Here is a 12,064-nt window from a genome sequence, read left to right as displayed (position 1 = left end):
TCCCGTGGCTCCGGTTCCTCCCGTGGCTCCCGTTGCTCCAGTACTTCCAGTCGCCCCGGTACTTCCCGTGGCTCCGGTTCCTCCTACGGCTCCAGTACTTCCCGTGGCTCCGGTTCCTCCCGTCGCCCCCGTTTCTCCCGTCACTCCGATACTTCCGGTCGCTCCGGTACTTCCCGTGGCTCCAGTACTTCCCGTCGCCCCCGTTTCTCCCGTCACTCCGATACTTCCGGTCGCTCCGGTACTTCCCGTGGCTCCAGTACTTCCAGTCACCCCCGTTTCTCCCGTCACTCCGGTACTTCCGGTCGCTCCGGTACTTCCGGTCGCTCCGGTACTTCCGGTCGCTCCAGCACTTCCAGTCGCCCCTGTATCGCCAGTTGCTCCAGTTGCTCCGGTTGCGCCAGTTGCTCCGGTTGCGCCAGTTGCTCCGGTTTCACCGGTTACTTGGAGAATGGTTATATCTAAAGGATTAATAACACCAATAACCCTATTTTTTTCGATGGCATCCCATTTATAAGGCAAATAACTGTCTCCTTTCTTCTCTTCAATGAGCACTGCCTTCACCGACAGCATTTTTCCAAGCATACTTATCTATTCTATTCACAAGAACGAAAATAGCTACTAATATCGAAGGAAATAGTCATATGTTTTATTTGTTGTCCGAGATGTAATTATAAGGAAATTAGCGTAAGTGATATGAGCTCAGCGACGCTTTCTCTATTCTTCTCAATTAAATTTTCTTGTTCTCCACGGTTTGAAAATATAGTAAGGAAAAGTGAAGCGAAACTATTATTATCTTTTCTTCAATACAGAACGAAAACAATAAAGAGTAGGAGGGTGAAAGCGGGAGTAAAGTGCGTCTTCTGGAAGTTCAAATGAGACATCTCCATAGAAAGTTAAATTTGATTGTCTTATCGCTTCTTCTAAGATATTAAATTGGATATCTGGATAATCAAAAGTTAGAACTAGCAAACCATCGTCTTTTAACACTCGATTAAATTCTTGAAAAGCTCCAAATAGAGAGGTTTGATCCATATGTTCTAAAACAGAAATGCAAAATATTTTGTCAAATTTGTTGTTTTCATATGGCAATGCACTTAAATTCGCTATAGAGAAATCTACTTTATTTATATAGGACTTATCCAATTGAGCAGCTACATCTGCACCAAGAAATGCCTTAATATCTTGTATTATGGCTTCAGGATCTAATATTCTAGAATCAAGATCACAGGCATAAACCGCTTGACATTTATCCGTTAAATAAAATTTAAAAGGATGACACACACCACAAGCTGCATCCAGAACTACATCATCTTTGCTTACAAACTCACTTGCCCATTCATACTCATAAAAACGACTCCACCAATCAAGAGGCAGCTTTAAAAGTGAAATATCTGTTTTCTCATCTGTATGAACAAAAAACCGAGAATCATATTTACTCATATCACACCTCCTATTTTTCCTCTTGTATTTGAACCAAAGTCCATCGCTCTTGACCTAATATTTCTCTATAAATCTCCTCATAAAAAAACACTCTCTGTAGGTCTTGAAGGAAAGGATAATGGTCAAAATCATCAACTAAGATAAGTGCATTTGGTTTTAAGACATTGCGGAATAAAGGATAAGCAAGAGAACGACCATTTCCATGCGGACCGTCCACTATCATGACATCGATTGATTTTTCTTTTAATGGCAAATCGCCAACTTCTGCATAGAAAGTATTACGAATAGTAAATAAATCATAGTCTTGTGCAGATACAGGTTTACCAGAGGACTTCCAAAGAGCAAGAGACTGATTCTGAGCAGAAAATATATTTTCCCATTCCTGATCAGATAGTTGCTTTAACGTTTGCGGAAATACCTTTATATGATTGGAATCTACTCGATTACTTAATACTTTCGCCCACTCATGATGATGCTCCAAAGTGGTGACACGAAGAGGTAATAATTCACTATCCAGTAACTCCCGCCAAAATAAAGTGGACTGTCCCCCTCCAAGCTCTAAAATGTGATAAGGCTCATCTTTAAATTCAAGTCGCCGGCAAAGATGAATGATTGCTCGCCTGCTTAAAGCCATTCCTCCGTATCCCAAAGCCGATTGCGTAGAAAGTTGGATAACTTTTTCAATATCTTTTACCAACATGGCTTTATGCCTCCCACGGTATCAAGTGAGGATGTTCATCCAAAATGGAATCATATTGCTCCTTCCAACCAAATTTCCCCTCTGGATCTAATTCCATATAGCGGTCAAACTTTTTCTTGCGATCTTTGGGGGATGCCCATCCTAGATGTTTCATACGTGCGGGGTGGCAAAAATAGGAAAATTGGTAGACCTCTATGGGAAAACGCCCGCAATGCTGGGCCGTTTCCTTCCATGTATACTCCAAGTCATCACGGTAACGAATCATAAATGGACGGTAAAATTGATGCGCTTTCCAAAAATTATCTTCTCGATAATGGGTTTCATTCCACATGTCATACAGTCGAAAGTAGATAGCATCATATTTTTGTTGTTGGTGTATATCTTCAACTTGGTGTACAAATTTTTCTTCCAGCATTTCATCTGCATCCAAATTTAAAATCCATTCAGGATTTGTTTTTACTGTTTCCTCCCATTGTTGTTTGCGAAGAGCAACTTCGTTTGCAAACTGAGAGGTTTCATTTTGAATAAGATGCAAAGGGATATCATGAAGTATTTCTTTGCAAACATCTACTGTATCGTCTGTACTTCCATCATCTATGATTACAGCTTCATCAATGTAAGCAAGATGACTTTTTAAAACTTGTCGAAGATAACGGCCAGCTTCATTTTTCACAATCATAGAAAGGGTTATTTTAGATGTCATGCCACACATTCCCTTCCTCCTTTTTATAAATCACCAATATTTGTTTGGCATCCCAATACGTATTGGCAATGAGGCGACAATCGATCTCTTTTAAAAAGGTCAAACGAAAATCTTCTATTTTCTCTGGGAAATGCTCATAATCGAAGCGAAAAAAATGTTCATAAGTGCCTGTATCGTCTTGAAAAGGAAGCAGTAATACTAAATACTTATTGGATTGTTGTAATAATTTATCCAAGATAGGGAAAGGATCATGAAAATGTTCCAATGTATTAGAGGAGAAAATAATATCGAATTGATCGGTCATTTGTAGGACATCTGCTACTGCAAATGTATAAGAAGGGTAATATTGCTTGGCTTTATTGATTGCCTCCTCAGAAAAATCAATTCCTGTAACTTCTGTAGCAGGAAATGCCTTTGCTAAAACATCCACTCCATCACCTAATGCACAACCTGCGTCACACATGCTATAAGAGTGAGCATGAATCTCTTCTTTAAACCAAGTTGGTAAATGATCCAGTGCCACATTAGCAAAAAAAATCGTTTGATCACGGCCACGGCGTGCTTCCCAAGTGTGTGTAAATAACATATCCCAGTAATCTTCACTATTTGGTGGAGGTTGTTGCAAGTTATACACTCCTTACTTTTTATAGACAACTAAAACCTGTTTGGTTTGACAATAGGATTGTGGGATTTTACCACAATCTATTTCTTCTAAGGCAACAAGCTGGAATGGACCGACTGACTCAGGAAACGAATTAAACGTAAAAATTGCTTGATTTTCTTGTGTTTTCTGTTCGACTTGATATGGCAGTAATAATACAACGTAATGCTTTGTTTTTTGCATCAATTGCGCCAATGAGGCAATTGGATCTGTATAAAGAGCTAAGACATTGGAACAGAAAATGATATCATAATCATTCGTTATACTATCTATACTTTCTACTCGAAACGAATATTCAGGGTAAGAAAGATGTGCTTTGTTAACAGCATCTCTCGAAAAATCGATTCCTTCTATCGTTGAAAATGGGAAAGCTTTGGTATATACCGTTATCGCATCACCAAGCGCACAGCCCACATCACAGAGCTGATAAGATGAGTTTTGCATTTCCTTTTTTATATTTTCCGGAAGATAATCAACGATTACATTTGCAAAGAAAGATGTTTGATTCCTTCCACCTAAATTTTCCCAATCAGTCAAAAAGCGAATATCCCAGTATGTTGATGTTGTTGGCGGGAATGTTTCTCGACGCTCTACCTTTTTTATTTCCTTGTGTTTAGCTAAGTCTGAAAGTATCGGTTCTATTTGTTTCACTCTTGCCTCCCATGATTCCTGTAGAGCAAAACATTGAAGTTCTTCTGGATTTTCCATGATAATACGCTCTATTTCCTCTACCCATTCTGTTGCAGTAGCTCCTGTCGCAACATAAGGACAATCAATCGCTTCTTGAATAGGAGTAGATATAACAGGAACTCCTGCTGCTAAATACTCATACATTTTGATGGGTGAGCTACTATGTGTCATATCGCGAACCTGAAAAGGTACCAAACCAACCGCAAACTGCCCAACATAAGAAGGCAGTTCGTGATACAGTTTCCTGCCTAAGAAAAAGACATTTGGACAATCTGCAAAAATGAGTTCTACACCTACATAATCATTTCCTAAAAGGACAATCGACCAATCGGGGCGTTGTTTTGCTACTTCCTTCATAATCGAAACATCAATCCAAGACGCGATAGACCCCATAAAACCTAAAATAGGTTTAGGAATATGCAGCAATTCCAATGGTGACGCCATCTTTTTTGCATCACAAAAATGTTCAAAATCAGCAGCATTTGGCATCAGGATAAGAGGTTTTTCCGGAAAAAGTTGCTTTACGATATGATATAAACGCTGGCTTACAACTGTGATAACATCCGCTGCCTCCATTGCGTTTTGCAAGTCTGGATTATTCCAAACAGCAAATTCTTCTGCCGCTTCATCTATATAATCAAAAACGACTAAATCTGCATGGAATGTATCTTTCATTCGATAGTAAGGTGGATGAGTTACCCATAGCACAGTTGATTCCTCTGCCTTTGGAAGAATAGAACGACAATCACAAATTTCAACACCATCTCGATAATAAACTGCTCCATCATATCGGCCATATTCCATAAAAACTGCTCGGTGACCTAATTTTGCAAAAGCTTTCATCAATTGCTGCGGACGTTGAAAAACAAGGCTGCCTTCCCAATGAATAGTCGGAGGATAAATAACTTTCATTTGGTCACTCCTCTAACTTTCTGCTCTTTGCGCGAAATATTTTTTATTATGTAATATACTTGGATGGTTAGGGTTTAGCGAATAAGCTTGCTCATTGTGATGAACAGCCTTTTCTTTATTTCCAAGTTTGTCATAACACAGGCATAACTGTAAGTGAGGAAGCCAACTCCAAGAAGCATGATCTAGGGAGCCCATTATTTCGTACGGTTTTTGTAAATTAGTAGCTAATTCATACCAAAATACTGCTTGATCTAATTGATTTTGCTCTAAAAATAAAGCTCCGAGTCGGCAACAAGCTTCTGCCCTTGGTCTATCAAAATGAAAGGTTCTCAGTATAGCTTGTTGTTCTGAATCAAACTCACATAAGTGATGATAACAGTCAGCAAGTTTTAAACAAGCAGCTATATTATCTTCCACCCAACCCTGCTTGGTAAAAAGAAATTTCTCATAATAAGTGACAGCTTCTTCATAAAAAGCATTATCTCTCAATTCATTGGCGAAGTAATACAAATCCCGAACAGAAAATACAGCTCCTAAACGCTGATGATTCCGATAAATTTGCAAGTTACGGTCTGTGTATGCTTTGTCTTTTTTATGCGTGATCGCAATATCACTATGTAAAACATTTCCTCCTACTTCCAGATACTCATGCACAAATCCAATCCAAAGAAAGTTGCAAGCTCTTCGTACTAGTCGATTCCGCCTTAAACTATGCGTTACATTTCCTTCTTCATCAAATGAAAGATGATAATGCATCGATACACTATCAATTCCTGGGTCAAGTGTTTTCTTAAGAGACAGTAAAGAAGCTTGATCATTTTCTTTCAAAAAATCGTCTGCATCAAGCCAAAGAATATATTCCTTCGTCGCAAGACTAAAGGCGTAATTACGAGCTGCAGAAAAATCATCGATCCACTCAAACTCATAAACTTTTGCACCAAACTTTGCTGCTATTTCTTTTGTTTGATCTGTCGATCCTGTGTCTACAATAATAAGCTCATCCACTATTGTTTGAATAGAAGACAAACATCTCTCTAGTACATCCTCCTCGTTTTTTACAATCATACAAAGACTGATAGTTATCCCCTCATCTTGGTTCATGGAAATACGACACCTTCTTTTATAGGCAGGTAATCCTTTCAAATCAGAAGACCGATAAATATGATAAGCTGGGTAATGGGTATCTACATGTAATAAAAATCCGAGAGCAGCCGCACGGATCGAAAAATGCCGATCCTCTCCCCAATAAGAAAGATTGGAGATTTCTGCAAATTTCACTCCGGCAGCAAGTGCCTTTTTCGAAATCAAGGTACAGGCTCCAAGTCCCCCAACTTCATATGTTCCTGGCTGCCGTAACTTCTCCAAAAAAGAATGAGTTCTCTGTCCAATCTCCTCCTCTGTCAGTGTCTCGTTTCGATGTTTCGTATAGAGTGTATAATGATCCTGTAGCCATACTTGTGGCAGTTCAGATGCCGTCGGCTGCCATTTCGTCCAAAAAATATTCGAAACGATATTTTTCTCTGCTTCTATGAGTTGCTTCAGTGTATAAGGATGCAACACCAAATCAGAATCTATGAGAAAAAGATAATCAAAATCGTTTTCCTTTGCATAATCAATCATCTGGTCTTTCATCTCTGCTACTTTCCAAATCTGTGCTTCTCTCCAATAATGCGTGTACTCATCACAATGATAGGATTCTTTTTCACCTAAGTATTTGTCAATAACAACCTTTTCGTGCTTTTTTGCAAAATCGGAAAGTAATTTACTTGATTTTTCAGACACATTATCATCTACAAATCGATATTCTACGCTTAGATCTTCTCTATTTAGTTCTGTGAGAGAGAGCAGATATTCTTGTAAAATTTCAGGTTGTTGATGGACAGGAGTCCCTATTAATATGCGCTTCCTCATGTCATTCCCCCAATCACCATAGCTACCTCAAATATATATATGATAAAAGGAGTTAACTTTATTCAGGAAATAAACAAGAAGAAATATCCATACATTTGCTTTTCCTTCTGACAATTAAAGCACTTACAAATTCTTCATTAGACCAACAAGCTTAAGGAGAAAAGTCCAGTCAAATACTCCTGTATTGCATTTACTATAATGACAAAATCATGAAGAAGGTGAGCAATTGAGCTTCCCAAATATACCCAACATCACGCCGAAAATTTCATTATCTGAAAATGATTCTATTTCATTATTACTTAGTTCCATTGCATTAGAAGAGCTGGCTTTAGCGCATATCATGAACGCTGAGGCAGAAAAAATACAATTTGTTTTAGGCACCTTGCCTGGAACAAAAAATACGATCAATCCTCCACATATAACTATTTCCGATCTCCTGACAATAAACACAGATGTCCGTAAAACATTGCAGGATGTAATAAAAAAAGAAATGCTGCTTCAATTTAAATTAGAAAATATTTTACAACTCAAAACAACATCATCGACAACAACTACCACTACAACATCATCGACAACCACAACTACTACTACGACGAAAACAACAACTACTACATCCACTACTTCTACGACAACTACAACTACATCATGCGGATGCATGGTGACGAATCCAGCAGATGATAACTTTAATATTAAAAGAGGTACAGGAGCAAATGACACAACTGTTGTATTTAACGGAGTGACGCAACCGACAAATGCACACGGCTCAGTGAATTTCTGTGGTCATATATGTTTAGACTGCATATCAAATAATCAGTTTATATTTGACTATGGAGGGACAGCAACATTACGTGCTTTCCGATTCACAGCAACTACCTTTCATGTCCCACATTGCAAAAATCAAATTGTGACCATAACAGGCGAAGGCAATACCACCAATACTGCTTTATTTGGTCCTAATCCTGTGACCTATACTCTCGATTTGAACGGTATAACAAATAATAAGCGTATTTCATTGTTAATTACAGGAAGCAATGGAAGTTTATTTTTCGCAACTATATCAAAACTCGGGAATCATGAACTATCTGTAACTAATTGCCCCTAATTTTTAATAGAGCTCTTTATTACGCTACAGGCGACCATATCGGTTGCCTTTTTTAACTGCATATTTTAAATGGAACGACAATCATCCCTGTTAAAAACTCTGTCTTGTCATAATGTCATTTTTAAAAGTGGCTCCAACTGATTGTTCCAAACCCATTGAGGACTATATCTCTGTCTGCTCAAAGTTTTGGCGTGTATAACCGCATTCTCTCTCATCAAGTTGACAATTTTTGTTGCATTGTGTTCTAAATATGCATTCTCAGTTGGATGGTAGGTCTCAGAAGTATCAAAACCAAAGTTGCGTGCATCCCATCTCATAAAAAATGCATTTAATTTTTTTCCTAATTCTTCAAGAGCTGGCACTGCTTCATTCACAATAATAAAATTTCCCTTACTGGCTGCTTCTAATACCGTTAGACCAAATGATTCCGAAAGCGAGGGACAAATAAATAGATTTGCTAATGAAAAAAGCTCCATCACTGCTTTTCTTGGAAAACCACTTTCAAATCCGATATCAGATGTAAAAATCATATCTCTGAGATCGAGCCCTGCTTCACATCCTTCAAGCAGAACTAGTGACTTATACGTCTTTGGATCAATGTCCTTACTGGAAAAATCACAAAATACAACTTTTACATTTTTTTCGCTCCCTTTTTTGATAGCACCACATAAAGAGGCCACTTTTTCAAATTTTTTTGCTGGTGTTAAACGACCTGGATAAATAACAAGAAAATCAGATGAAAGTATATCTATTTTTTTTATTACCGTTCTGACTTCATCACTTAAAAAGCCTGGAAGATCAAGGCTATTGTTTACTACCTGACACTTCCCTTCTGGAACATCATACTGCCTTGCCAGGGCAGGTATCCCCGAGTAAGTTGGATATACATAAATAGTACTTGGCATAGGAGTATAGCGTGCTGAAAACGGCCATTCCATATTTAATGGACGATTGACAGGTGCAGAATGAGTAAAGGCTAGAAATCTTAAATTTGGCAACTGCTGCTGTGCTTTTCGAACCGCAACATTATGGACAAGATGCCATCCTTGATAATGGATATCATGCATCAGACAAACATCCACATCTGACAATTTCTCTACCAGATCATCTGCTATCCTATCTGCTTCTGCAAAAAAACTTTCGTGAACTTTCCCTGTAGGCTGAGAGTAGTCTTTCCAATGGATAACTTCCCCATCAATCTGATTCGCAATTTTTATCCATTCTATCCTCTTATCCAAATAAACACCGTATCGCTCGTGATCAGGACAGTGCTCACTGACAAGCAATTTGATTTTTACCTTTGCATCAAGCAGCATTCGAAGTTGTTCAGCTACAATATTGACCAGTGAATATGTGTTATTTAAACCATTGAACATGGTTAAAATAGCAACCTTCAAAGTCTTATGCCTCCATTTCACCATTACGTTGTTCATTCAATTAGAGGATGCCCTATGAACCAATTGGAACGATGGGCAAGTCACTTGATGTATGTCTTCCGTGCCTTCCCTCCAAACGCAAAGGACACTCCACTTTTGAGATTAGTCCTCTTCAGTTTCGGTTTGATTTATCAATTCCAATATGTTTTCAAATTTAAATTGAAGCAACATCTCTTTTTTTATTACATCTTGCAGAACACTGCGTACATTTTCATTAAGAAGCAATAAATCCTTGATAGATACCTTATCTGGGCAATCATTAGCGGTTTCCAAAGACCCTAAAACAAACTGTATTTTTTCTGCTTCTGCATTGATCAGATGAGCAAGAGCTAACTCCTCTAAAGCAATCGATGACAATAATAGTGATACTGTCTGCCCTGGAGTGATGCTAATAATCGGTGTGATATTAGGTATATTCGCTTGAGACATTTCTTCACTTCCTTTTTAGAATTAGGATATAAGTCAATATATTCTCCATTCATACTATGGTTGTTTGTCCCCTAAAAAAATCCCATCCGATTCTATTATCAATGATTTGATCATATCCATAAGAGTAATTAAGTATTTGGAAAGGAAGGAAGATCATGAGTATCCCCCAAATGCCTGATGGGAAGAACCGTCCATCCTTTTCTGAAGTAATCATCGATTTATTAGAATCTATTGCTTTAGAAGAAATAGCATTGGCACATTTGATTCATGCAGAAGCTGAAAAGGTACAAGCATTTGTTGGAAAAAATCTAGACTTTCCGACATGTCCCTCTAATGTAGAGATAAATATGTTTAACAATGAAGTTTTAAAGTTAATAGATGCAATCGTGATGAAGGAATGGCTGTTGCTTAGAAAGTTTGAAAACGTTATCCATTGTATCGATTACGATTGATCTATGATTTCAAAAAGGAGAGAAGCAGGATGAACATGAAACATCTCCCCCAACATTCTCGTTCTTTATACATAGATGCTTATCAACAATGGAAGTCAGCAATTTACCAATTTGTTCTTGCTTATCAACTGTTACTAACAGCTTACAAACAAAAGGATCAGTCTTATTCTGCTTCCTTTGTAAAAAAAGCAGCTCTTACTTCGAGCAAACTTTATCACATATATACTGCTAGAAAGGCTCTTTGGTCTGCCGACAAATCTACCCTAAACCGCCAATCCCCACAAAATCCAATGGACTGTTTTGCAGATCTAAAAGAAATCCTGAGAGACAACAGGAATCGATCAAAAAAGGTAATGAAAGGATATACACTTTTTCTATCTGGAGTACAGAAAGGTCGGAGGAAGATCAATGAAAGATAAAAAACTCCTATCTCTTTGTATGATTGTCCAAAATGAAGAGACGTTTATCGGTAACTGTCTTCATAGTGTAAAAGACATTGTTGATGAAATGATTATTGTTGATACAGGTTCCACTGATGCTACAGTAGAAATCTGTAAATCAGCAGGGGCAATCGTTTTACACAGGGATTGGGAAGATAACTTTGCAGTTGCAAGAAATTACGGTCTGGATCACGCGAAAGGGGATTGGGTTTTTTGGTTGGATGCAGATGAAGAAGTGGAGAAAGAGAACGCAACAAAATTGCGTGATGTGTTAAGCCTAACAGAAGAACATATAGCTGGTATTCAATTAATAAACTACTACGGCTCCTATCCAATTCATCCAGATCATGCATATTTGGTAAACCATCATCGATTATTTCGTAATCACATGGGCTTTCGATTTAAAAATCGAATTCATGAGCAACTAAATGTACAGGAAGTCTTAGGAGCTGTCGATGATATCATTACTTTACCAGTAAAGGTTTATCACTATGGATATTTAAATGACGTCACCATCAAAAGGGACAAACACAAAAGAAACATCCAAATATTAGAAAAAATGAAACAAGAAGGCAGTACAGATCCTTGGATTGATTACCATCTAGCAAATGAATACTATCGTAAACAAAAACATGAAAAAGCATTTCAATATGTGAATGAAGCTATTTTAAAGTTTATTCACATACAACAAACACCACCATCACTTTTATACAAGTTAAAGTATGAAATTCTCATCACACTCAATAGCTTTGAAGGTGCTTGGCCTGCTATTGATAAAGCTATTGCCCTTTATCCTGATTATGTCGATCTTCATTTATACAAAGGATTAATCTTTATTGGGCAAAATGAATATGAAGAGGCTATCAAAGTATTTCAGCATTGTCTTTTTTTAGGAGAAGATAACCATCATCATCTCACTTTAAAAGGGGCTGGCAGCTTCCAAGCATGGTACTATATAGGTAAATGTTATATCCAATTAGGTCAAATAGAAAAAGCTACTCTTGCACTTGAAACTTGTCTTGAGCAATCCTATAATCACCAACTTGCTAAAGAAGAATTAGAGAAAATAAAAAACCCTTCCAAATAAGAAAGGTTGTTGTGGTGGAGCTAAGCGGGATCGAACCGCTGACCTCCTGCTTGCAAGGCAGGCGCTCTCCCAGCTGAGCTATAGCCCCATATAAACTGGGT

Annotated in this window: 13 protein-coding genes and 1 tRNA gene; 4 read left to right on the top strand and 10 right to left on the bottom strand. The window is 37.9% G+C overall.

Going from position 1 to position 12,064, the window contains the following annotated elements; genetic code table 11:
• The 7 genes from AC5WOF_RS19230 to AC5WOF_RS19200 all read right to left on the bottom strand — a co-directional run.
• Nucleotides 1-582: hypothetical protein (locus AC5WOF_RS19230; protein WP_496051560.1), on the bottom strand; the 582-nt coding region annotated here is incomplete at its 3' end.
• A gap of 207 nt (nucleotides 583-789) precedes the next feature.
• On the bottom strand, nucleotides 790-1,440 hold the full coding sequence (locus AC5WOF_RS19225) for a class I SAM-dependent methyltransferase (protein WP_496051559.1): 651 nt from the start codon (nucleotides 1,438-1,440) through the stop codon (nucleotides 790-792).
• Between the two features lie 10 nt (nucleotides 1,441-1,450).
• A complete protein-coding gene (locus AC5WOF_RS19220) occupies nucleotides 1,451-2,140 on the bottom strand; it encodes a class I SAM-dependent methyltransferase (RefSeq protein ID WP_496051558.1) in 690 nt (229 codons plus the stop codon).
• Nucleotides 2,141-2,144: 4 nt separating this feature from the next.
• Nucleotides 2,145-2,852 carry a glycosyltransferase gene (locus AC5WOF_RS19215; RefSeq protein WP_496051557.1) on the bottom strand — a complete coding sequence of 236 codons (708 nt, stop codon included), beginning with the start codon at nucleotides 2,850-2,852 and terminating at the stop codon, nucleotides 2,145-2,147.
• A complete protein-coding gene (locus AC5WOF_RS19210) occupies nucleotides 2,833-3,468 on the bottom strand; it encodes a class I SAM-dependent methyltransferase (protein ID WP_496051556.1) in 636 nt (211 codons plus the stop codon). The genes AC5WOF_RS19215 and AC5WOF_RS19210 overlap by 20 nt, the downstream gene beginning before the upstream one ends.
• A 12-nt stretch (nucleotides 3,469-3,480) precedes the next feature.
• The gene (locus tag AC5WOF_RS19205) at nucleotides 3,481-5,106 is read right to left on the bottom strand and encodes a glycosyltransferase (RefSeq protein ID WP_496051555.1); all 1,626 of its coding nucleotides are present in this window, start codon (nucleotides 5,104-5,106) and stop codon (nucleotides 3,481-3,483) included.
• Between the two features lie 12 nt (nucleotides 5,107-5,118).
• Nucleotides 5,119-7,017: a glycosyltransferase gene (locus AC5WOF_RS19200; protein ID WP_496051554.1), complete on the bottom strand. Its 1,899-nt coding sequence runs from the start codon at nucleotides 7,015-7,017 to the stop codon at nucleotides 5,119-5,121.
• Nucleotides 7,018-7,243: 226 nt separating this feature from the next.
• Here AC5WOF_RS19200 and AC5WOF_RS19195 point away from each other — a divergent pair, with 226 nt between their 5' ends.
• On the top strand, nucleotides 7,244-8,119 hold the full coding sequence (locus AC5WOF_RS19195; protein WP_496051553.1) for an alpha-helical endospore appendage domain-containing protein: 876 nt from the start codon (nucleotides 7,244-7,246) through the stop codon (nucleotides 8,117-8,119).
• Nucleotides 8,120-8,226: 107 nt separating this feature from the next.
• On the opposite strand, the gene AC5WOF_RS19190 is transcribed toward AC5WOF_RS19195, so the two are convergent.
• Together AC5WOF_RS19190 and AC5WOF_RS19185 are read right to left on the bottom strand one after the other, a co-directional pair.
• The gene (locus tag AC5WOF_RS19190) at nucleotides 8,227-9,516 is read right to left on the bottom strand and encodes a glycosyltransferase (RefSeq protein WP_496051552.1); all 1,290 of its coding nucleotides are present in this window, start codon (nucleotides 9,514-9,516) and stop codon (nucleotides 8,227-8,229) included.
• 141 nt (nucleotides 9,517-9,657) lie between these two features.
• Nucleotides 9,658-9,984 (bottom strand): alpha-helical endospore appendage domain-containing protein, encoded by a 327-nt coding sequence (locus AC5WOF_RS19185; protein WP_496051551.1) that lies wholly within the window; start codon nucleotides 9,982-9,984, stop codon nucleotides 9,658-9,660.
• A 155-nt stretch (nucleotides 9,985-10,139) separates the two neighbouring features.
• On the opposite strand from AC5WOF_RS19185, the gene AC5WOF_RS19180 reads away from it, so the two are divergent.
• From AC5WOF_RS19180 to AC5WOF_RS19170, 3 genes are read left to right on the top strand one after another with little or no spacing between them, the layout of a single operon-like run.
• The gene (locus AC5WOF_RS19180; protein ID WP_496051550.1) at nucleotides 10,140-10,436 is read left to right on the top strand and encodes an alpha-helical endospore appendage domain-containing protein; all 297 of its coding nucleotides are present in this window, start codon (nucleotides 10,140-10,142) and stop codon (nucleotides 10,434-10,436) included.
• Nucleotides 10,437-10,465: 29 nt separating this feature from the next.
• Nucleotides 10,466-10,855: a hypothetical protein gene (locus AC5WOF_RS19175; RefSeq protein ID WP_496051549.1), complete on the top strand. Its 390-nt coding sequence runs from the start codon at nucleotides 10,466-10,468 to the stop codon at nucleotides 10,853-10,855.
• Nucleotides 10,845-11,963 (top strand): glycosyltransferase, encoded by a 1,119-nt coding sequence (locus tag AC5WOF_RS19170; protein WP_496051548.1) that lies wholly within the window; start codon nucleotides 10,845-10,847, stop codon nucleotides 11,961-11,963. Before AC5WOF_RS19175 ends, AC5WOF_RS19170 begins: the two co-directional genes overlap by 11 nt.
• 12 nt (nucleotides 11,964-11,975) lie before the next feature.
• Here the strand turns inward: AC5WOF_RS19170 and AC5WOF_RS19165 are convergent.
• Nucleotides 11,976-12,051, bottom strand: a tRNA-Ala gene (locus tag AC5WOF_RS19165).
• Nucleotides 12,052-12,064: the final 13 nt, after the last annotated feature.

Source organism: Shimazuella sp. NTD250, assembly GCF_059510375.1.
Note: the sequence above shows the minus strand (reverse complement) of the source record. Positions and strands in the feature narration are given on the sequence as shown.

What these genes read in the sequence shown, in the direction of transcription:
- AC5WOF_RS19225 (WP_496051559.1), bottom strand. Translation starts at nt 1,440, where the DNA reads ATGAGTAAATATGATTCTCGGTTTTTTGTTCATACAGATGAGAAAACA.
- AC5WOF_RS19220 (WP_496051558.1), bottom strand. Translation starts at nt 2,140, where the DNA reads ATGTTGGTAAAAGATATTGAAAAAGTTATCCAACTTTCTACGCAATCG.
- AC5WOF_RS19215 (WP_496051557.1), bottom strand. Translation starts at nt 2,852, where the DNA reads ATGTGTGGCATGACATCTAAAATAACCCTTTCTATGATTGTGAAAAAT.
- AC5WOF_RS19205 (WP_496051555.1), bottom strand. Translation starts at nt 5,106, where the DNA reads ATGAAAGTTATTTATCCTCCGACTATTCATTGGGAAGGCAGCCTTGTT.
- AC5WOF_RS19200 (WP_496051554.1), bottom strand. Translation starts at nt 7,017, where the DNA reads ATGAGGAAGCGCATATTAATAGGGACTCCTGTCCATCAACAACCTGAA.
- AC5WOF_RS19185 (WP_496051551.1), bottom strand. Translation starts at nt 9,984, where the DNA reads ATGTCTCAAGCGAATATACCTAATATCACACCGATTATTAGCATCACT.
- AC5WOF_RS19180 (WP_496051550.1), top strand. Translation starts at nt 10,140, where the DNA reads ATGAGTATCCCCCAAATGCCTGATGGGAAGAACCGTCCATCCTTTTCT.
- AC5WOF_RS19175 (WP_496051549.1), top strand. Translation starts at nt 10,466, where the DNA reads ATGAACATGAAACATCTCCCCCAACATTCTCGTTCTTTATACATAGAT.
- AC5WOF_RS19170 (WP_496051548.1), top strand. Translation starts at nt 10,845, where the DNA reads ATGAAAGATAAAAAACTCCTATCTCTTTGTATGATTGTCCAAAATGAA.